Here is a 19,012-nt window from a genome sequence, read left to right as displayed (position 1 = left end):
AGCACAGTTGCATCCCCCTGAGAGATGGGTCGCGATCGCCGGCGTTGCGGTTCTGAGCCTGATCGCCGTGGCGGGCTTCGCCGTAGCGATCTACGCCGCATGGTTGTTCCATGACATGCCCGACGCGGGGGATCTGGTGGATTACCGTCCGCCGACCTCGACCAGAGCCTATGCCTGGGACGGCACGCTGATTGGCGAGTTCTCCCGCGAGCGTCGGATCTACGTGCCCTACGACCAGATGCCTCCGCACATGGTCCAGGCCTTCATGGCTGCCGAGGATCGCAACTTCTTCCAGCACAGCGGCGTCGACGCCATGGGTCTGACCCGGGCCATGATGAAGAACGTGCTCAATGCCGCCCAGGGGCGCCGCCTGGAAGGCGGCTCGACCATCACCCAGCAGGTGGCCAAGAACGTCCTGCTCACCAGCGACGCCACCATCGGCCGCAAATTCAAGGAAGCGGTCCTGGCCCAGCGACTGGAGAAGACGCTGAGCAAGGAACAGATTCTCGAGCTCTATCTGAATGAAATCTGGCTCGGCTATCGTTCCTATGGGGTCGGGGCTGCGGCCTATAACTACTTCGGCAAGTCGATCACTGACCTGACCCTGGCTGAGGCCGCCTATCTGGCGGCCTTGCCAAAGGGCCCGCAGAACTATCACCCGCAGCGGCGCAAGGCCGCGGCCATCGCCCGCCGCAACTGGGTGATTGGCGAAATGGCTGATCTGGAGTGGGTGACTGAGGCTCAGGCCAATGAAGCTCTCGCCCAGGATCTTGTCGTGCAGCCGGCGCCGACCCGAGCCAAGTACCGGGACGCCGACTATTTTGTCGAAGAGGTCCGCCGCCGGGGCATAGAGACCCTTGGCCCGCGGCTCAACGAGGGTGGCTACTATATGCGCACCACCCTCGATCCAGCGCTGCAGACCGCCGCGCGGGCCGCATTGATGGATGGACTTGAGGCCTATGATCGGCGGCATGGCTGGCGGGGAGCCTGGGGCACGGTAGAGTTGGAAGCTGGCTGGCAGGCTGTTGCGCGTCAGGCCGCCGCGCCTGCGGAGCGGCGACAGTGGCGGGCGGCGGCGGTCACCCGTGTCGCGGGCGGCGACGTGCAGGTTGAGGTGGCCGAGAGCGCCGCCGTCGGCGCATTGGCGGCCCAGGACGTCACCTGGGCCCGGGCGGGCAAGGGGCTTGCCGTCGGCGACTTGGTTTTTGTCGAACCACCGGCGGCTGAGGGCGGGGCCTTCCGGCTGAAGCAGGTGCCTCAGGTCAATGGCGCTCTGGTGGCCATCGAGCCCCATTCCGGGCGGGTCCTGGCCATGGTGGGCGGCTATTCCTTCTCCCTTTCGAGCTTCAACCGCGCAACTCAGGCCATGCGTCAGCCGGGTTCGGCCTTCAAGCCGATCGTCTATGCCGCAGCCCTTGAGGACGAGTACACGCCGGCCAGCGTGGTGATGGACTCCATGATCACCCTTAAGGGGGCGCGGGAGGGCGAAACCTGGACGCCGGAGAACTACAACCGCCAGTACTACGGCGCGCTCACTCTTCGACGCGGCCTCGAATTGTCGCGGAACGCCATGACCGTCCGCCTGGCCCAGGGGGTCGGTATGCGCAAGATCAGCGACCTAGCCGTTCGGATGGGTGTGGTGGACAGAATGGACCCGGTCCTGGCCATGTCGCTGGGCGCCGGCGAGACCACGCCCTTCCGGCTTACCGCCGCCTATGCCGCGTTCGTGAATGGCGGCCGCAGGATTGACCCGCACCTGATTGAACTCGTCCAGGACCGCGAGGGAAAGGTCATCTACCGGGCGGATCGTCGGGATTGCCCACGCTGCGTCGCTGGGTTCAATGGCGACGAAAGTCCAAGGGTTCCCCTGTCAGGCGAACAGGTGATGGACCCCATCACCGCCTACCAGATCACCTCCATGCTGCAGGGCGTGGTCCAGCGCGGGACAGCGACCTCTGTGTCCGTGCTGGGACGTCCGGTGGGGGGCAAGACCGGCACGACCAACGAATATCGGAGCGCCTGGTTCGTGGGGTTCACCCCTCAGATCGTGGCCGGGGTTTTTATCGGCTTTGATGACAACCGCCCCCTTGGCTTTGGCGAGACCGGCACGACGGCGGCGACGCCAATCTTCACCTCCTTTATGCAGCAGGCCATCAAGGGCATGCCGGAAGCTGACTTCCAGGAGCCGGAAAACGCCAAGTATGCGACGGTGCGGGGCATTCGGGAGGCCTTCCGCCCCGGCACCGAGCCGCGCGCGCCGACCCAGACGGTGACCCCTGGGACCAGCGGGCCCATGCCCTATAACAAGGTGTGGCCCGAGGGGCGGGTGAGCGGGGCCGGCAACGCCGGGGAGGCGGCAAGCCCTGCCGACGACATGAGCGGATTGTATTAGCCAGAAGGTCGCGTTATCCCGCAGCCCCTTGAATCGCCTGCCGCCGCTCGGTCGCAGAGATCATCACCGATTGCCAGGAGCGATCCATGAGAGCGGATGTCGAGGCCATGTCGGCCGACATCGAGCAGTCCATTGGACTGCTCAGGAGGCGTCTTTGACTGGGAACCAGCCCTCCGTCATCTGGATGAGCTGAACGCCCGGGTCGAGGATCCGAGCCTTTGGGATAATGCGGCCGAGGCCCAGGCCCTGATGCGTGAACGCCAGCGCCTGGCCGGACAGATCGACGCCGTCCGGTCGCTGGAGCGGGGCCTTGAAGACGCTGTCGCCCTGGCGGAGATGGCCGACGAGGAGGGCGATGAGGCCAGCCTCGATGAGGCTCGCGCTGAGCTGAAGGCGATCAAGGAGCGCGCAGCCCGGGCCGAGCTTGAGGCGCTTCTGTCGGGTGAAGCCGACGGCAATGACGCCTATGTGGAGATCAACTCCGGGGCGGGCGGCACCGAGTCCAACGACTGGGCGGGCATGCTGCTGCGGATGTACACCCGCTGGGCGCAGCAGCATGGCATGGGCGTGGAGTTGGTCGAAGAGACTGGGGGCGAGCAGGCCGGGATCAAGTCGGCGACGCTGCAGGTCAAGGGCCCCAACGCCTATGGCTGGCTGAAGACCGAGGCCGGTGTGCATCGCCTGGTCCGGATTTCACCGTTCGACGCCAACGCAAAGCGCCACACCAGCTTCGCCTCGGTCTGGGTCTTCCCTGTGGTCGACGACACGATCGAGATCGAGATCAATCCGGCTGACGTGCGCACCGACACCTACCGGGCCTCAGGCGCCGGTGGCCAGCACATCAATAAGACCGACTCCGCGGTGCGGCTGACGCACATCCCGACCGGCGTTGTCGTGGCCTGTCAGGCGGGGCGTTCACAGCACCAGAACCGGGAAGAGGCCTGGAAAATGCTGCGGGCCCGGCTCTATGAGCGGGAACTTCAGCGGCGCGAAGCCGAGCAGCAGGCTCTGGAAGACCAGAAGACCGATATCGGCTGGGGTCATCAGATCCGTTCCTACGTCCTGCAGCCCTATCAGATGGTCAAGGATCTCCGCACGGAGGTGGAGACGTCAGACACCGATGGCGTGCTGGATGGGGACCTTGACCCCTTCATGGGCGCGTCACTCGCCCAGAGGGTGGGGATCACGCGGGAGGCCTAATACAGGCGCCGCCAAGCCTGTCGAGTAGATGGGCCTGACTAGAAAACAGGCTTGGGCTGCGGCGCGCCGCCGACCGTTGCGATCGCCGGGGCGGGGCCTTCAAGGGCCACCGGCGCGGGCTTGGGCGGGGCTTCTGCGGGTGGCGGGGGCGGCCGCTGGAACTTCAAGCTGCGGCCCTGGAAGAAGGCGCCCGTCTCCATGGCCAGCTGTTCGTGGGTGATGTCGCCGTCCACATAGCAGGTGCCATAGAGGCGGACCTGCTTGGCGGTGATGGCGCCGATGACCCGACCCCGGGCCTCGACCGCCTCGGCATAGATCGAGCCTTCCACATGGCCGGTGTCGCCGATGGTCAGCTTGCCAATGCGGATGTCCCCCCGGACAATGCCGTCGATGTGAAGTTCACCTTCGCCGCTAATGCCGCCTTCCACCGTCAGGTTCTCGGCGATGAGCGAGGCGACGGTTGGGGTCTTGCGCACCGTTGCGCCCTCAGACAGGGCTGGCGGCGGCGCGTCGAGCCGAGCCGGAGACTTGGTGGTGTCCGACTTAGTCGGCTGCTTGCTGAACATACTCGCCCGCCTTGACAAAACGGCTGGGGTTCTGGGCGCGGCCATTGACCCAGACTTCATAGTGGAGATGAACGCCCGTGGAGCGTCCGGTGGAGCCCATGCCGCCGACCCGTTGGCCGACCGCCACACGCTGGCCTGGCTTCACGGCGATGGCCTGCATGTGGGCGTAGCGGGTCTTGAACCCTTGACCGTGGTCGATCTCGACGGTGTTGCCATAGCCGGAGCGAACACCCGCAAAGGACACGACACCGGGGCCGGTGGCCAGGATGGGGGCCATGAAGCCGCCCCCGAAATCCAGGCCCGAATGGAAGGCGGGGCGCTTCGTGAAGGGGTCGAAACGTACGCCAAAGCCACTGGACTGGCGTCCGCCGGCAGTGGGTTTGGCGAGTGGGAGTCTTTCGGCGGCCGTGTCGAGGGCGCGGGCCTCGGACAAATTCGTGGCCGCATGCTGGATGCGGGCGGCGAAGTCCTCATCGACATCCAGGACAGCGGCGAGAGCCTTGGGGTCGCGGGCCTCGATCAGCGGACCGCCGAGGGCGCCGGACTTGGGCGAGTAGCTGTTGGGGCTGAGACCGGCCAGGCGGAACGCCATCCGCAGGCGTTCGGCCCGGCCTTTGGCGAAGGAGTCCGCAGAGTCCAGAAGTCGTTCCTGGCTGGCGCGAACCAACTCCACACGTCGGACCGGGTCAGTGGTCCCGGCCTCGGTGGCGGCGCGCTGGATCTCAGGCGCCAGGATCTTGGCCGCCCCCGGCGTGTCCCTATAGTCGCTGAGCAGCATGGCCAGGGCGGCATGACGACGCTCAACCGACAGGGCGAGATCATCAATCGAGCCGTTGGTGGCGTTGAGTTGAGCCACAGCGCTGTTCAAGCGCGCCTGCCGGTCCGCGATCCATCGCTCATATTTGGCTTCGGTGCGGGCGATCTCCTGATCGCTCGCCGACATCTGCATGGCGTTGACCATCATGGCCGCCGTGCAGATTCCCATCCAAAGCGCGGCGGCGGCGACCGCGCCAGCGCCCAGGATTTGCTTGGGGGTTGTCAGAACATAGGCCCGCATCTCACCGCCGGAACGGACGTAGAGATGACGCTCGGGGAAGAGCTCTTCGAGCGAACGGCGGAGGCGCGTTATGCGTTTCATGCTCATCGCTACAGTTACCAGGAGCAGCGATGACGATATGCAATGAGATGGATAGCGCGTGCAAGACCCTTCGCGCCGCGAGGGAACAAAAGCCCAGCTTCGCTCAGACTCGCATCATCTCGTTAAACGAGACTGAATCGTCGCGCCACACGGATCAGACGCAGGCAAGACACGCTCACTGACATTCCCCAGGCACGCGACAATTCTACAACACAGTCCGCCTCGGGACGGTTCCGCTAAGGGGCGGAGAATTCTCATTCCGCCCCCTGGGGACACGCTACGCTTTGAGGGCCTGGGCGGCCTTTAGCACCGCCTCGGCGTGGCCGGGCACCTTCACCTTGCGCCAGAGGCCAGCGATCTTGCCCTCGCCATCCACCAGGAAGGTCGAGCGGTCGATCCCCATGTACTTGCGGCCGTACATGCTCTTTTCCACCCAGACCCCGAAGGCCTCGACCACGGCGCCACTGGGGTCCGACCCGAGCTGGACCTTGAGACCATGCTTGGCGGCGAACTTGCCGTGGGAGGCGAGGCTGTCCTTGGAGACCCCCAGCACGGCGGCGCCCGCCGCGGCGAAGGCGTCGATCTGTTCGGAGAAGTCGATCGCCTCCTTGGTGCATCCCGAGGTGTCGTCCTTCGGATAGAAATAGACGACCAGGGTCTGGCCGGCGAAGTCGGCCAGCCGGATCGGGCCTTCCGGACCCTCCAGTTCAAACGCGGGCGCCGAGGCGCCGATTTCCAAGTCAGCCATGGATCATTCTCCTTAGCGGGCCGCCGTCTGGTCAGACGGGGCGGACCAGCACGATCTTCTTCTTGCCCGCAGACAGCTTTACGACGCCGTCGACGAGGTCGGATGCGTCCAGGGTGCGGTTGGCGTCCGTTTCAGCCTTGTCATTGACCCGCAGTCCGCCGCCCTGCGCCAGGCGCCGGGCCTCCCCGCGGGAGGTCGCAAGGCCCGCATCAACGGCCAGGGCGGCCAGCACGACGCCCGCATCCAGGTCCGCCCGCGGGATTTCGAAGCTCGGGAGGTCGGTTGAAAGTTGGCCCTGTTCGAAAGCGGCTACAGCCGCGGCCTCAGCCGCCTGAGCGGCCGCCTCCCCATGCAGCAGGGTGGTGGCGGCATTGGCCAGCACCTTCTTGGCCTCATTGATTTGGGCGCCTTCGAGGCCTTCCAGACGGGCGATCTCTTCGAGGGGCAGGTCGGTGAACAGCCGCATGAAGCGACCGACATCAGCGTCCTCGGTGTTCCGCCAGAACTGCCAGTAGTCGTAGGGGCTCCGCATGTCGGCGTTCAGCCAGACCGCCCCGCCGACGCTCTTGCCCATCTTCTGGCCCGAGGCGGTCGACAGCAGGGGTGTGGTCAGGCCAAAGGCCGGCTTGGCGTCGACGCGGCGGATGAGTTCGACCCCGTTGACGATGTTGCCCCATTGGTCAGAGCCGCCCATCTGCAGGACGCAGCCGTAGCGGCGCTCAAGCTCCAGGAAGTCCACCGACTGCATCAGCATGTAGTTGAACTCGAGGAAGGTCATCGGCTGTTCGCGGTCCAGCCGGTTCTTGACGCTGTCGAAGCTGAGCATGCGGTTGATGGTGAAATGGACGCCGTAGTCCCGCAGGAACTGGACGTAGCCAAAGCGGTCGAGCCACTCGGCATTGTTCACCATCACCGCGTCGCTCGGCCCGTCGCCAAACACCAGGAAGCGGCGGAAGACGGCCTGGATGCTGTCGATGTTTTCCTGAATTTGCGCGTCGGTCAGGAGGGGGCGTTGGCTGTCCTTGTCAGTGGGATCGCCCACCTTGGTCGTTCCCCCACCCATCAGCACCACGGGCTTGTGGCCCGCCTGCTGCAGGCGCTTCAGCATCATGATCTGGATCATGTGGCCGACGTGCAGGCTGGACGCCGTGGCGTCGAAGCCGATGTAGGCGACGATGGGGCCAGCCAGACAGGCGGCGTCCAGCTCCGCCGGATGGGTGATCTGGTGGACGTAGCCGCGCGTCTGCATCAGACGCAGGAATTCGGATTTGAACGCAGGTTCGCTGGTCATGGCGCCGGGCTTCGAGTGGGAAGGCCCGGGCTCTAGCACGCTGGGATCGGATAGTTCGAGAGTCATCTGAAGGGTCTCCGGTGGGCGGGGCCGGAAACGCGGGGTTCGAAGGGTTCGAAGGGCGCGCCGACCGTGATGGCGGGCGCAAGAGATCGATCCGCGCCGCTTAGGGGGCGCGGTAATAGAGGCCGGTGATGGCGCTGCGGTCGATCATGGCGGCTAGCTAGCGGCGCCCAGCCATGGCAGTCAAGGCGGATGCGCGTATTGGGATTCATGACCGGCACCTCCCTCGACGCTGTCGACATGGCGGTGCTGGAGACCGATGGCGAGACCATCGAAGCCTTTGGCCCGGCTGGGGAGCGCAAGCTGACCGAGCCGGTGCGGAAGCTGGTGCTGGCCGCGACGGAAGCGGCCAGAGGCTGGGCGCGGAACACGCCCGAACCCGCGGTGTTCGCCGAGGCCGCCGCGGCGATCGCCCGCGAGCACCTGGAGGCGGCGGAGGCCTTTCTGGGTGAAAACGACCTGAGCTGGTCTGATATCGACCTGATCGGAATGCATGGCCAGACCGTCCTGCATGAGCGGCCAAAGGACGGTCAGGTTGGCCGGACGGTGCAACTGGGCGACGCCGCCTGGCTCGCTGAGCAGACCGGTGTGCCCGTGGCCTTTGATTTCCGGTCGGCCGATGTGGCGGCTGGCGGGGAGGGGGCGCCTCTTGCCCCGGTCTACCATCTGGCCCGGGCCCGGGCCTCGGACATGGCCCCGCCGCTGGCGGTCCTGAATGTGGGCGGGGTGGCCAATGTCACCCTTTGGCCGGGGGTGGGCGAACTGGTGGCCTTCGACACGGGGCCCGGCAACGGCATGATCGACCTGTTGGTGCAGGCGCGCGGCGCCGGCCGATTTGACGACAAGGGCAACTATGCCAGCGTCGGCCTGGTGGATGAGAGCCTGTTGCGCGCCCTGCTGGCCCATCCCTATTTCGACGCTCCGCCGCCCAAGTCCCTTGATCGCTACGACTTCTCGCTGGAGCCCCTTGAGGCGCTCAAGCTCGAGGACGCCGCGGCGACCCTGGTGGCCTTCACCGCCGAGGCCGTGAAGCGGGGCTTTCAGAAGCTCTCGGTGAACCCTGAGGTCGTCATTGTCTGTGGCGGCGGCCGTCATAATCCAGAGATCATGAAAGCGCTCCGCGAACGCCTGAAGGCCCAGGTGCTCAGCGCCGAGGATGTCGAGTGGCGCGGAGACTCCATCGAGGCTGAGGCCTTCGCCTATTTGGCCGCGCGAACAGCCCGGGACCTGCCGATCTCCTTTCCCCAGACCACCGGGGCGCCCAACCCCATGAGTGGCGGCCGAATCGCCCGGCCCGCCGTCCCGATTTCGGAGCGCTGAGATGAGCCAGATCTTCACCAAGGTCGCCCTGATGGGCGCCGCTATGGCCGCGCTGTCCTGGGGCGGCCCGGCGCTCGCCCAGGATAGTTCGCACAAGGTCGCGGTGTTCGCCGCCGCCGAGGCGCTCCAGCCCAAGGTGGTCGCCTGGCGTCGGGACATCCACCAGCATCCGGAGCTGGGCAACCGGGAGTTCCGCACCTCGGCCCTGGTGGCCGAGCACCTGCGCGCCCTGGGCTATGTGGTGAAGACCGGCGTCGCCCATACTGGCGTGGTGGCGACCCTGAAGGGCGACAAGCCCGGGGGCGTGGTCGCCCTGCGCGCCGACATGGACGCCCTGCCGGTTGAGGAGAAGACCGGCCTGGCCTTCGCCTCGAAGGTGGTCGGAGAGTACAACGGACAGCCGACCCCGGTGATGCACGCCTGCGGCCATGACGCTCATGTGGCCATTCTTATGGGGGCGGCCGAGGTGCTGGCGGGGATGAAGGCCGAGATCGCTGGAACCGTCGTTCTCATCTTCCAGCCCGCCGAGGAGGGCCCGCCCCCAGGGGAGGAGGGCGGCGCCGCCATGATGGTCGCCGAGGGCGTCCTGACCAATCCGCGGCCCGGCGCCATATTTGGCCTGCATGTCAGTCCAGGCGAGGTGGGGGCCATCGCCTACCGGAGTGGTCCGATGATGGCCGCGGCGGATTCCTTTGAGATCCGGATCAAGGGCAAGCAGACCCATGGCGCGCGCCCCTGGGATGGCGTCGACCTGGCTTCGCTGAGTTCCGAGATCGTCCAGGCGTTCAATCAGATCGCCGCGCGCAGGCTTGATGTGGCGCGCTCGCCCACCGTGATCACCGTGGCGGTCATCCAGAGCGGCGTGCGCCACAACATCATCCCAGAGGATATGATGATGGGCGGAACCCTGCGCACCTTCGACCCGGAGATGCGCACCGCCACCATCGCCCAGATGCAGGCCGCCGTAGACAGCATCGTGGCGCGCTATGGCGCGAAGGGCGCCCTGGCCATGGGCGGGGCCACGCCTGTGGTGAGCAATGATGCCGATCTGGCCCGGCTGATGGCGCCGACCCTGGCGGCCGCAGCGTCAGGCCCGGTGGACCCCGACACCGGCAAGATCACCGGCGCGGAGGATTTCGCCGAGTTTCAGGCTGTCGTCCCGGGGCTGTTCTACCGGCTGGGCGTCGGCTTTCCGCCCGGCACCAACCATTCGCCCTTCTTCACGATCGACGAGGCGGCCTTGGAGGTGGGCGTGCGGGCGCAGGTCCTGACGGCCCTCGACTATCTGGACAAGGTCGCCGGCGGCCCGGCCGACTGACGTCGGCGCGGCGGCTCAGGCCTCCAGGGCGGCCAGACGCTTGTCGAGATAGGCGCCGACGCGGGTTTCGACCTCCACCAGACGTTCGGTCCAGAAGTGGTTGGCCTGATCGACCAGGTCATAGTCGATGACGATGCCCTTCTGGGTGCGCAGCTTGGAGACCACGCGCTCCACCTCGACCGGCGGGGTGACGGTGTCGGCCGAGCCCTGCAGGATCAGGCCTGAGGCCGGGCAGGGCGCCAGGAAGCTGAAGTCATACATGTTGGTGGGCGGCGAGACCGAGATGAAGCCGTCCGTCTCCGGCCGACGCATCAGAAGCTGCATGCCGACCCAGGCGCCGAAGTCGTAGCCGGCGACCCAGCACTGGGAGGCGGCTGGATTGGTCGATTGCAGCCAGTCCAGCGCCGTAGCCGCATCAGCCAGCTCGCCAATGCCGGAGTCGAACTCGCCCTGGCTGCGGCCGACGCCCCGGAAATTGAAGCGCAGGACCGAGAAGCCCCGCTTCATGAACAGGTGATAGAGCTGGACGGCCACCGGATTGTCCATCTGGCCGCCGGCCTTGGGGTGGGGGTGCAGGATCAGCGCCACCGGCGCGTTCTCCGTCTTTCCCTGGGCGTACCGCCCCTCGATCCGCCCGGCCGCGCCCGTCAGAACCACCTCTGGCATGCCATCCTCTTATGCCGCCGAATACTTGACTACTGCGCTTGGTCTTCCTAGATCGCATCCATGCGTTCAGTCGGAAAATTGAGCCCTGCGAAGCCGCGGCTTGTAGCACAGCCTCGATCTGATGCGCGGGAAAACTGCAAGGCGGGCCTGACCAGATGCGCTTGAGCACCAAGGGAAGATACGCGGTCATGGCGATGGCGGACCTCGCCCGTCGTGAGGGCGACAAGGCCGTCGCCCTGGCGGAAATCGCGCAGCGGCAGGAGATTTCGCTCTCCTATCTTGAGCAGCTTTTCGCGCGCCTGCGCCGCCAGGGACTGGTCGTCAGCGCCCGCGGCCCCGGCGGCGGCTATCGGTTGGCGCGGGCCGCCAGCGAGACCAATATTGCTGACATCGTCCTGGCGGTGGACGAGCCTCTCAAGGCCACCCGCTGCAGCAAAGACGCCCGCAAGGGCTGCATGCTGAGCGGCGAGAAGTGCCTGACCCACGACCTGTGGGACGAGATGGGGCGACAAATTCACGCCTATCTTGAATCCGTGAGCCTCGCCGATGTGGTCAGCGGACGCCTGGGCGCGCAGGCCCGGACGGAGGCCGCATGAATTCCGTCTATCTTGATCACAACGCCACCGCGCCGATCCGGCCGGAGGCTCTGGCGGCGGCGACCGCGGCGCTCGCCGCAGGGGGCAATCCGTCGTCGGTCCATGCCGTGGGGCGTGCGGCCCGGGCTCGGATGGAGCAGGCGCGCGCCCAGGTGGCCGCCCTGATCGGTGCGCCGGCTTCGACGGTCGTCTTCACGTCCGGGGGCACGGAGGCCAATGCTCTGGCCATCGAGAGCGCCGTGGCTGGTGGTTGCCGCCGCTTGCTTGTCAGCGCCATCGAACATGATGCGGTGCTGGTGACCGCCAAGGTGTCCGGCGCCGAGGTCGACCTTCTGCCCGTGCGGTCCGACGGTCGTCTTGATCTGGAGGTGTTGGCCGCCCGGCTGTCGGCGTGGGACCCCGCCGATGGCCGACCCTTCGTCGCCCTGATGCTGGCCAATAATGAGACCGGAGTGATCCAACCGGTGGCCGAGGCCGCTGTCCTGGTGCGGGAGGCTGGCGGCTGGCTGCACGTCGACGCTGTCCAGGGCGCCGGACGGATCGCGATCGATAGCCGCGCCCTGGGCGCCGACACCCTGGCGATCTCCAGCCACAAGCTGGGGGGACCTGGGGGCGCGGGCGCCCTGACCTTCGGGCCCCGGGCCAATCTGGTCCGTCGCCTGCATGGGGGCGGCCAGGAGCGTGGCCGCCGGGCGGGCACCGAAAATGTGGCTGGGCTGGCGGGCTTCGGCGCGGCGGCTGAGGCGGCCTTGCGCGATCTCGATGGCGCGGCTTCTCAGTCTGAGTGGCGTGACACCGCCGAGTCCGCTCTTGTCGCTGCCGGCGCCGTGACCATCGGCGCACAGTCGCCCCGCCTGCCCAACACCTTGTGTGTCGCCGCCCCCGGCTTTCCGGCGGAATTGCAGGTCATGACCCTGGACCTGGCCGGGATCATGGTCAGCGCCGGTTCAGCCTGCTCTTCGGGCAAGGTCAAGGCCAGCCACGTCCTCATGGCCATGGGCCTGGACGACCTGGCCGGCGCAGCGATCCGTGTCTCCGGTGGCTGGTCCACCGGGCCCGATGACTGGAAACTTATGGTCGAGGCCTGGATCACGGCCTACGACCGCCACGCCGCGCGCCGTCGCGCGCCTGCGGCCTGAAGGAAGACATATGCCTGCTGTCAAACAGACCGTCGATCATGTGGAGTCCCTGGAGCGTTACCAGCATGGCTTCATCACCGCGATCGATCAGGAGTTCGCGCCCAAGGGCCTGAGCGCCGACATCGTCCGCTTCATCTCCGCCAAGAAGCAGGAGCCGGAATGGATGCTGGAATGGCGGCTGGCGGCCTATGAGCGCTGGCTGGCCATGGACGAGCCGGACTGGGCCAAGGTCAACTACCCCAAGATCGACTATCAGGACTCCTACTACTACGCCGCGCCCAAGGAGAAGATCGGGCCCATGAGCCTGGATGAGGTGGATCCGGAGATTCTGGCCACCTACGCCAAGCTCGGCATCCCCCTGCGCGAACAGGAGGTCCTGGCCGGCGTCCAGGGCGCGCCGAAATATGCGGTCGATGCGGTGTTCGACAGCGTCTCGGTGGTCACCACCTTCAAGAAGGAACTGGCCGCGGTCGGGGTGATTTTTTGCTCGTTCAGCGAAGCCGTCCGCGAGCATCCGGAGCTCGTGAAAAAGTACCTGGGGACGGTGGTCCCGGCGTCGGACAACTATTTCGCCTGCCTCAACAGCGCGGTCTTCTCCGACGGCAGCTTCGTCTATGTGCCCCCCGGCGTTCGCTGTCCGATGGAGCTGTCGACCTATTTCCGCATCAATGCGGCCGAGAGCGGCCAGTTCGAGCGGACCCTGATCATCGCCGACAAGGGCGCCTACGTCTCATATCTGGAGGGCTGCACGGCCCCCATGCGGGACGAAAACCAGCTGCATGCCGCGGTGGTGGAACTGGTCACCCTTGATGATGCGGAGATCAAATATTCCACTGTCCAGAACTGGTACCCGGGGGATCCCGAGACCGGCAAGGGCGGCATCTACAACTTCGTCACCAAGCGCGCCGACTGCCGTGGCGATCGCTCCAAGGTGTCCTGGACCCAGGTGGAGACCGGCTCGGCCATCACCTGGAAGTACCCCTCCTGCGTCCTGCGCGGGAAGGACAGCGTCGGCGAGTTCTACTCCATCGCCATCACCAATGGCCGCCAGCAGGCCGACACCGGCACCAAGATGATCCATCTGGGGGAGGGGACGCGCTCGCGGATCATCTCCAAGGGCATCTCGGCGGGGCGGTCGTCCAACACCTATCGGGGCCTGGTCTCAGCCCATCCCAAGGCCAAGGGCGCGCGCAACTTCACCCAGTGCGACAGCCTGCTGATTGGCAAGACCTGCGCGGCCCATACAGTGCCCTATATCGAGGCCCGCAACGGCCAGTCGGTGTTCGAGCACGAGGCCACCACCACGCGGCTGTCGGATGACCAGCTCTTCTATGTGATGCAGCGGGGGCTCTCTCAGGAGGAGGCGGTCCAGCTGCTGGTCAACGGCTTCGTCAAGGACGTGCTGCAGGAGCTCCCCATGGAGTTCGCCGTGGAGGCTCAGAAGCTCGTCGCCATCTCTCTCGAAGGGTCCGTCGGATGACCCAAGAAAAAGCTCGGACCCTGTCTATGACTCTGAAAGCCGCCTTCGAAGCCGAACACGCCCGCAGGGAGGCCGAGCGCCTGGCCCGCGAGGCGGCCGAACAACAACGGCAGGCTGAGGATCTGGCGCGCGCCGAGAGCCTGGAGGCGGCTCTCGCCCAGGACGCAGACTTCCTGACCGGTCGCGGGATCAGCCTGGAACGCCGTCGCTACACGGTGACCTTGGATCACGCCGACTACCGGATCGCCGCCTATTTCGAGGACGGACAGGTCAGCGTGACCGCGTCCGACAAGCGCAATGCGACCACCTCTGCGGCGCCGCGCAAGCAGCAGTTCGCCGAGAGCGTCGACGACGCGGTGCTGATCATGGCGCAATTCCTGGCTGACGAGACCCGCTGATGCTGTCGATCAAGAACCTGCACGCCCGTGTCGAGGCGGCTGAAATCCTCAAGGGCCTGAGCCTGGATCTGCCAGCCGGCGAGGTCCATGCGATCATGGGGCCCAATGGGGCGGGCAAGTCGACCCTGTCCTATGTGCTGACCGGCAAGCAGGGCTATGAGGTCACGCAAGGGACCGCCACCCTGGACGGCGAGGACCTGCTCAGCCTGGAAGCCAATGAGCGCGCGGCCCGGGGGGTCTTCCTCTCATTCCAGTATCCCCTGGAGATTCCTGGGGTGCCGGCCATGACCTTCCTGCGCACCGCCATGAACGCCCAGCACAAGGCGCGCGGCGAGCCGGAGATCAGCGCCACGGACTTCCTGAAGCGCGCCCGTCAGGTGGCGGGGCAGCTGAAGATGGACTTCGACATGCTCAAGCGGCCTCTGAATGTAGGCTTCTCGGGCGGTGAGAAGAAGCGGATGGAAATCTTTCAGATGGCGATGCTTTCGCCCCGGCTGCTGATCCTGGATGAAACCGACTCTGGCCTGGATATCGACGCGCTGAAGATCGTCGCCGATGGGGTCAACGCCCTGCGCAGTCCAGACCGGGCCATGCTGGTCATCACCCACTATCAGCGCCTGCTGGACTATATCCGCCCCGACAAGGTCCACGTCCTGGCGGCGGGTCGTATCGCCGCCACCGGCGGCCCCGAACTGGCTCACGAGCTGGAACGGGAAGGCTATGACAAGTATGCGAGGGCCGCTTGACCCTTTCACTGGCCCTTGAGGCGCGGGACGTTTCGCAGCTGCCCAGCCGCCGGGATGAGGATTGGCGTTGGACCGACCTGCGCGGCCTGATCCGCGAACTGCCGGTTCCGTCGCCGGAAGCGTCCGCGGACGCTTCCGGCCCCTTTGGCGAGTTGGGCGAGGCCGAACTCCTGGTGGTCAACGGACGGGTTCAGGGGGATCTGGGCCTGCTCAACGTGGCCGAGGGCGAGCAGCGGGTGGTCCGGCTGCGGTTCGTCTCGGCCACCCAGGCGACCAGCCATGGGGTGAAGCTCACCGCTGACCTGAAGCCTGGCGCCCGACTGACCCTGCTCGAATCCTATGAGGGATTGGCGCCGGACTATCTCGTGGACGCCGATCTGAGCTTCCGGCTGGGGGCCGGCGCGCGCCTCGAACGCATCGTGCTGGCCGGCGACGACGCCGAAGGCGTCAGCGTCAGCCTCGCCTCGGTTGATCTCGCGCCTGGCGCCGACTTCGCCCAGACGGTGCTCACCGATGGCGCGCGGCGCCAGCGCCTGGAGACCCGCGTGGAGCATCCGGGTCAGGACGCCAAGGTCCGGATGGACGGCGCCTATCTGGTCGCGGATCGTCGCCACGCCGACCTGACGACGGCCGTCACCCATGCCGGCGCCGATGGTGAGACTGAGCAACTGATCAAGGGTGTGGTGGCCGACCAGGGCCGCGGCGTCTTCCAGGGACGGATCACGGTCAGCCCTGGCGCCGATCGCACTGATGCGCGGATGGGACACCATGCCCTGCTGCTGTCGGACCGGGCGGAGGTCAACGCCAAGCCGGAACTACTGATTTTTGCGGACGACGTGGCCTGCGCGCATGGCAATACGGTGGGCGCCTTGAATGAGGACGCCCTGTTCTACGCCCAGCAGCGTGGCATTCCCGAAGCTGAGGCCAGAGCCATGCTGACCGAGGCCTTTATTGGCGAGGTCATTGATCGCATCGTCCATGACGGCGCCCGCGAGGTCGCCCGCGCCTGGGCCGCTGAACGGCGGGTGGGCTGATGGCGTTCGATGTCGAGGCGGTTCGCGCCGAGTTTCCCATCCTGCAACGGCAGGTGAACGGCCAGCCCCTGGTCTATCTGGACTCCGCCGCGTCGGCCCAGAAGCCGCGGGCGGTGATATCGGCCATGAGCCAGGCGATGGAGACCTCCTACGCCAATGTTCACCGTGGCCTGCACACCCTGGCCAATGAGACGACCGACGCCTTCGAGCAGGCGCGGGCTTCGGTGGCGAGGTTCATTGGCGCCGACATCGATGAGGTCGTCTTCACCAAGGGCGCGACCGAAGCCATCAATCTGGTGGCGGCGGGTCTGGGGGCGAGCCTGAAGGCCGGCGATGAAATCCTGCTCACCCAGATGGAGCATCACGCCAACATCGTGCCGTGGCACTTCCTGCGGGAACGTCTGGGCGTCGTGCTGCGGTTTGCGCCGGTCACCGAGGCCGGCGAACTCGACCTGGCGGCCATGGGCGAGATGATGGGGCCGCGAACCCGGATCGTCGCCTTCAGCCATATGTCGAACGTGCTGGGGACCATCAACCCCGCCGCCGAGATCATCGCCATGGCTAGGTCGGCCGGCGCCCTGACCCTGGTCGATGGGTGTCAGGCGGTCGTGCATCAGGTGGTGGACGTCAAGGCGCTGGGCGCGGACTTCTACGTCTTCTCTGGTCACAAGCTCTATGGCCCCACAGGGATCGGCGTCCTCTACGGCAAGCGCGAGCGTCTCGCCGATCTGCCGCCGTATCAGGGGGGCGGGGAGATGATCGCCCAGGTCTCCGAGGAGGCGATCACCTATGCCGAGTCTCCGCACCGGTTCGAGGCCGGGACCCCGGCCATTCTCGAAGCGATTGGCCTGGGGGCTGCGATCGAATGGCTGAGCGGTCTGGATCGCGAGGCGATCGCCGCTCACGAGGCGGTCCTCTATGACCGGGTTCTAGAACAGCTCTCCGGCGCCAACTGGCTCCGGATCATCGGCGAGGCGCCGGGCAAGGGCGCCATCCTGTCCTTCACCATGGAGGGCGCGCACGCCCATGACGTGGCCCAGATTCTTGACCGATACGGGGTCGCTGTCCGAGCGGGCGCCCATTGCGCCGAGCCTCTGATGCGACGCTTTGGCGTGACCTCCAGCGCCCGGGCCTCATTCGGCCTCTACAACACCGAGGCGGAGGCCGACGCCTTCGCCGCCGCCCTTTTCAAGACTCAGACCTTTTTCGCGTGAACGCCATGGATGACGCCCCCGCAACCACCGCCGCCGCCACGCCCCTGTCTCAGGGGGAGCTGGACAAGTTGACCGATCAGCTGATCGGGCAGCTCAAGTCGGTCTATGACCCAGAGATCCCTGTCGACATCTACGAGCTCGGCCTGATCTACAAGGTCGACGTCTCCGACGACAAGGACGTGGCCATCGACATGACCCTGACCGCGCCGGGCTGCCCGGTGGCGGGCGAAATGCCCGGCTGGGTGCATGATGCGGTGATGGAGCTCAGCGACATCCGCTCCTGTACGGTGGAGCTGGTGTTTGACCCACCATGGGACCCTTCGCGTATGTCTGACGAAGCCAAGCTTCAACTCAACATGTTCTGACCCCATATCCTGATCATGGAACCTCTCAACCTCGCCCCCGCGCCCCGAGCCCGCCGTCCCCGGCCCCAGGTCGTCTCTCTGACCGAGGCGGCCGCTGATCGCGTGCGGGAGATCATGGGCCGGGCCGAAAAGCCCTATGCCGGCCTGCGGGTTGGCGTGAAGAACGGCGGATGCGCCGGGCAGGAGTACGTCCTCGAATATGCCGAGGCCGCCGGAGCCCTGGATGAGGTGGTGCAGGACAAGGGCGTGACGATCCTGGTGGAGCCCAAGGCCGTGCTGTTCCTCATCGGCACCGTCGTGGACTACGAGACCAGCGCCCTGTCGTCCAAGTTCGTCTTCCGCAATCCCAATGAGACCGACGCCTGTGGCTGCGGCGAGAGCGTCACCATCGTGCCCCTGGCCGAGGACGGGGCCGAGGCTTAGCGCGGCTCAATCGCGCCCGGACCTCTACCGGCCCTGGAATTGGGCCGGGCGCTTCTGGAGGAAGGCGACGACGCCCTCGCGGGAATCCTCGGTCATGCCTGCTTCACGCTGGATGACCCGTTCGGCGTGGAGTTGTTCGGCCCATGCGGCGTCGAGGCCGTCCCAGACCAGTTTGCGGATATAGCCCAGGGCCTTTGGTCCGGTGGCCAGCGCCTTCGCGAGGTCCATGGCCGTGTCCATCAGTTCGGCGTCGGGGACGCAGCGATTGATCAGGCCCCACTGCAGCGCCGTGGCCGCCGGCAGTTTTTCGCCCAGCAGGGTCAGCTCCATGGCGCGGGCCTTACCCACCAGGCGGCTCAGCAGGTAGGTCGCGCCGCCATCCGGGACCAAGCCAATCCGCCGGAAGGCCTGCAGGAAGTAGCCGCTCTCGCCCGCCACGATCAGATCGCCCATCAGCGCCAAGGAACACCCGATCCCGGCGGCGGCGCCGTTGACGGCGGTGACGATGGGAATGGGATAGTCCCGCATGCGGGTGACGAAGGGATTGTAGACGGTCTCCAGCGCGCTGCCGGAGTCCCGCGCCTGGGCCTGCATCTGGTCCTGAGCCGCGGGCGCATCGGCCCGCCCTGTCAGGTTGGCGCCGGAACAGAATCCACGACCCTCGCCAGTGATGACCACGCAGCGGACGCCGGACTCTGGCTCGGCGAATGCCGCCAGCGCGTCATCGAGCTCGGCCATCAGGTCGAGGCCGGCGGCGTTCAGGGTGGAGGGATCGCACAGGGTCACCACCGCGACCCCATCGGCGACCGAAGTCTTGATCTTCTGATAGGCCATGGCGGGTTCCTCTGGTGCGCTTGGATCGCGATCCTGGAGGAACCTACGTTGCGTCAGCCAAGGAGGGAATGGGCAGACGGC

At 66.5% G+C, this 19,012-nt stretch carries 19 protein-coding genes; 13 read left to right on the top strand and 6 right to left on the bottom strand.

What is annotated here, in order from left to right; genetic code table 11:
- Positions 1-7: 7 nt before the first annotated feature.
- Together Q8K84_RS07115 and prfB are read left to right on the top strand one after the other, a co-directional pair.
- The gene (locus tag Q8K84_RS07115) at positions 8-2,392 is read left to right on the top strand and encodes a penicillin-binding protein 1A (RefSeq protein ID WP_305281918.1); all 2,385 of its coding nucleotides are present in this window, start codon (positions 8-10) and stop codon (positions 2,390-2,392) included.
- An 86-nt stretch (positions 2,393-2,478) separates the two neighbouring features.
- Positions 2,479-3,592, top strand: a protein-coding gene (prfB, locus tag Q8K84_RS07110; protein ID WP_305281917.1) for a peptide chain release factor 2 whose coding sequence is annotated in 2 segments (ribosomal slippage) — positions 2,479-2,547 and positions 2,549-3,592 — 1,113 coding nt in all. Because the reading frame shifts where the segments join, the coding sequence is not laid out codon by codon here.
- A gap of 38 nt (positions 3,593-3,630) precedes the next feature.
- Here prfB and Q8K84_RS07105 read toward each other — a convergent pair.
- The 4 genes from Q8K84_RS07105 to tyrS form a co-directional block, all read right to left on the bottom strand.
- Positions 3,631-4,158, bottom strand: a complete 528-nt coding sequence (locus Q8K84_RS07105; protein WP_305281916.1) for a polymer-forming cytoskeletal protein — start codon at positions 4,156-4,158, stop codon at positions 3,631-3,633.
- Positions 4,136-5,302, bottom strand: coding sequence for a M23 family metallopeptidase (locus Q8K84_RS07100; RefSeq protein WP_305281915.1), 1,167 nt, complete (start codon positions 5,300-5,302; stop codon positions 4,136-4,138). Before Q8K84_RS07100 ends, Q8K84_RS07105 begins: the two co-directional genes overlap by 23 nt.
- 271 nt (positions 5,303-5,573) lie before the next feature.
- Positions 5,574-6,044 carry a peroxiredoxin gene (locus tag Q8K84_RS07095; protein WP_305281914.1) on the bottom strand — a complete coding sequence of 157 codons (471 nt, stop codon included), beginning with the start codon at positions 6,042-6,044 and terminating at the stop codon, positions 5,574-5,576.
- 31 nt (positions 6,045-6,075) lie between these two features.
- Positions 6,076-7,335, bottom strand: a complete 1,260-nt coding sequence (gene tyrS, locus Q8K84_RS07090; protein WP_305282065.1) for a tyrosine--tRNA ligase — start codon at positions 7,333-7,335, stop codon at positions 6,076-6,078.
- Positions 7,336-7,590: 255 nt separating this feature from the next.
- Between tyrS and Q8K84_RS07085 the strand changes: the two genes are divergently transcribed.
- The gene (locus Q8K84_RS07085) at positions 7,591-8,718 is read left to right on the top strand and encodes an anhydro-N-acetylmuramic acid kinase (RefSeq protein ID WP_305281913.1); all 1,128 of its coding nucleotides are present in this window, start codon (positions 7,591-7,593) and stop codon (positions 8,716-8,718) included.
- A gap of 1 nt (position 8,719) precedes the next feature.
- Entirely contained in the window at positions 8,720-10,036 is a 1,317-nt protein-coding gene (locus tag Q8K84_RS07080) for an amidohydrolase (RefSeq protein ID WP_370867849.1), read from the top strand.
- A 15-nt stretch (positions 10,037-10,051) separates the two neighbouring features.
- Here the strand turns inward: Q8K84_RS07080 and Q8K84_RS07075 are convergent, their stop codons facing one another.
- Positions 10,052-10,702, bottom strand: a complete 651-nt coding sequence (locus Q8K84_RS07075) for an alpha/beta hydrolase (protein WP_305281912.1) — start codon at positions 10,700-10,702, stop codon at positions 10,052-10,054.
- A 155-nt stretch (positions 10,703-10,857) separates the two neighbouring features.
- Between Q8K84_RS07075 and Q8K84_RS07070 the strand changes: the two genes are divergently transcribed.
- Genes Q8K84_RS07070 through Q8K84_RS07030 form a run of 9 tightly spaced genes read left to right on the top strand, consistent with a single transcriptional unit; the run spans position 10,858 to position 18,097 of the window.
- Entirely contained in the window at positions 10,858-11,298 is a 441-nt protein-coding gene (locus Q8K84_RS07070) for an Rrf2 family transcriptional regulator (RefSeq protein WP_305281911.1), read from the top strand.
- Positions 11,295-12,437, top strand: a complete 1,143-nt coding sequence (locus Q8K84_RS07065) for a cysteine desulfurase family protein (protein WP_305281910.1) — start codon at positions 11,295-11,297, stop codon at positions 12,435-12,437. Before Q8K84_RS07070 ends, Q8K84_RS07065 begins: the two co-directional genes overlap by 4 nt.
- 10 nt (positions 12,438-12,447) lie before the next feature.
- On the top strand, positions 12,448-13,917 hold the full coding sequence (gene sufB / locus Q8K84_RS07060; protein WP_305281909.1) for a Fe-S cluster assembly protein SufB: 1,470 nt from the start codon (positions 12,448-12,450) through the stop codon (positions 13,915-13,917).
- A gap of 26 nt (positions 13,918-13,943) precedes the next feature.
- Positions 13,944-14,315: a hypothetical protein gene (locus Q8K84_RS07055; RefSeq protein WP_305281908.1), complete on the top strand. Its 372-nt coding sequence runs from the start codon at positions 13,944-13,946 to the stop codon at positions 14,313-14,315.
- Positions 14,315-15,061 carry a Fe-S cluster assembly ATPase SufC gene (gene sufC / locus Q8K84_RS07050; protein WP_305281907.1) on the top strand — a complete coding sequence of 249 codons (747 nt, stop codon included), beginning with the start codon at positions 14,315-14,317 and terminating at the stop codon, positions 15,059-15,061. Before Q8K84_RS07055 ends, sufC begins: the two co-directional genes overlap by 1 nt.
- The gene (sufD, locus tag Q8K84_RS07045; protein WP_305281906.1) at positions 15,058-16,095 is read left to right on the top strand and encodes a Fe-S cluster assembly protein SufD; all 1,038 of its coding nucleotides are present in this window, start codon (positions 15,058-15,060) and stop codon (positions 16,093-16,095) included. The genes sufC and sufD overlap by 4 nt, the downstream gene beginning before the upstream one ends.
- On the top strand, positions 16,095-17,309 hold the full coding sequence (locus Q8K84_RS07040; RefSeq protein ID WP_305281905.1) for an aminotransferase class V-fold PLP-dependent enzyme: 1,215 nt from the start codon (positions 16,095-16,097) through the stop codon (positions 17,307-17,309). Before sufD ends, Q8K84_RS07040 begins: the two co-directional genes overlap by 1 nt.
- 5 nt (positions 17,310-17,314) lie before the next feature.
- Complete coding sequence (locus tag Q8K84_RS07035) at positions 17,315-17,674, top strand: SUF system Fe-S cluster assembly protein (RefSeq protein WP_305281904.1); 360 nt, start codon at positions 17,315-17,317, stop codon at positions 17,672-17,674.
- Between the two features lie 15 nt (positions 17,675-17,689).
- Positions 17,690-18,097: an iron-sulfur cluster assembly accessory protein gene (locus tag Q8K84_RS07030; RefSeq protein WP_305281903.1), complete on the top strand. Its 408-nt coding sequence runs from the start codon at positions 17,690-17,692 to the stop codon at positions 18,095-18,097.
- 24 nt (positions 18,098-18,121) lie between these two features.
- On the opposite strand, the gene Q8K84_RS07025 is transcribed toward Q8K84_RS07030, so the two are convergent.
- Entirely contained in the window at positions 18,122-18,931 is an 810-nt protein-coding gene (locus Q8K84_RS07025) for an enoyl-CoA hydratase/isomerase (protein ID WP_305281902.1), read from the bottom strand.
- Between the last annotated feature and the right edge of the window lie 81 nt (positions 18,932-19,012).

Source organism: Phenylobacterium sp. (assembly GCF_030679875.1).
GTDB lineage: Bacteria > Pseudomonadota > Alphaproteobacteria > Caulobacterales > Caulobacteraceae > Phenylobacterium.
The sequence above is the reverse complement of the archived record's forward strand: the minus strand, read 5'-3'. Positions and strand labels throughout refer to the sequence as shown.

What these genes read in the sequence shown, in the direction of transcription:
- Q8K84_RS07100 (WP_305281915.1), bottom strand. Translation starts at nt 5,302, where the DNA reads ATGAGCATGAAACGCATAACGCGCCTCCGCCGTTCGCTCGAAGAGCTC.
- Q8K84_RS07030 (WP_305281903.1), top strand. Translation starts at nt 17,690, where the DNA reads ATGGAACCTCTCAACCTCGCCCCCGCGCCCCGAGCCCGCCGTCCCCGG.
- sufC (WP_305281907.1), top strand. Translation starts at nt 14,315, where the DNA reads ATGCTGTCGATCAAGAACCTGCACGCCCGTGTCGAGGCGGCTGAAATC.
- Q8K84_RS07105 (WP_305281916.1), bottom strand. Translation starts at nt 4,158, where the DNA reads ATGTTCAGCAAGCAGCCGACTAAGTCGGACACCACCAAGTCTCCGGCT.
- Q8K84_RS07035 (WP_305281904.1), top strand. Translation starts at nt 17,315, where the DNA reads ATGGATGACGCCCCCGCAACCACCGCCGCCGCCACGCCCCTGTCTCAG.
- Q8K84_RS07040 (WP_305281905.1), top strand. Translation starts at nt 16,095, where the DNA reads ATGGCGTTCGATGTCGAGGCGGTTCGCGCCGAGTTTCCCATCCTGCAA.
- Q8K84_RS07065 (WP_305281910.1), top strand. Translation starts at nt 11,295, where the DNA reads ATGAATTCCGTCTATCTTGATCACAACGCCACCGCGCCGATCCGGCCG.
- Q8K84_RS07070 (WP_305281911.1), top strand. Translation starts at nt 10,858, where the DNA reads ATGCGCTTGAGCACCAAGGGAAGATACGCGGTCATGGCGATGGCGGAC.
- Q8K84_RS07075 (WP_305281912.1), bottom strand. Translation starts at nt 10,702, where the DNA reads ATGCCAGAGGTGGTTCTGACGGGCGCGGCCGGGCGGATCGAGGGGCGG.
- sufB (WP_305281909.1), top strand. Translation starts at nt 12,448, where the DNA reads ATGCCTGCTGTCAAACAGACCGTCGATCATGTGGAGTCCCTGGAGCGT.
- Q8K84_RS07055 (WP_305281908.1), top strand. Translation starts at nt 13,944, where the DNA reads ATGACTCTGAAAGCCGCCTTCGAAGCCGAACACGCCCGCAGGGAGGCC.
- Q8K84_RS07095 (WP_305281914.1), bottom strand. Translation starts at nt 6,044, where the DNA reads ATGGCTGACTTGGAAATCGGCGCCTCGGCGCCCGCGTTTGAACTGGAG.
- Q8K84_RS07025 (WP_305281902.1), bottom strand. Translation starts at nt 18,931, where the DNA reads ATGGCCTATCAGAAGATCAAGACTTCGGTCGCCGATGGGGTCGCGGTG.
- Q8K84_RS07080 (WP_370867849.1), top strand. Translation starts at nt 8,720, where the DNA reads ATGAGCCAGATCTTCACCAAGGTCGCCCTGATGGGCGCCGCTATGGCC.
- Q8K84_RS07085 (WP_305281913.1), top strand. Translation starts at nt 7,591, where the DNA reads ATGCGCGTATTGGGATTCATGACCGGCACCTCCCTCGACGCTGTCGAC.
- tyrS (WP_305282065.1), bottom strand. Translation starts at nt 7,335, where the DNA reads ATGACCAGCGAACCTGCGTTCAAATCCGAATTCCTGCGTCTGATGCAG.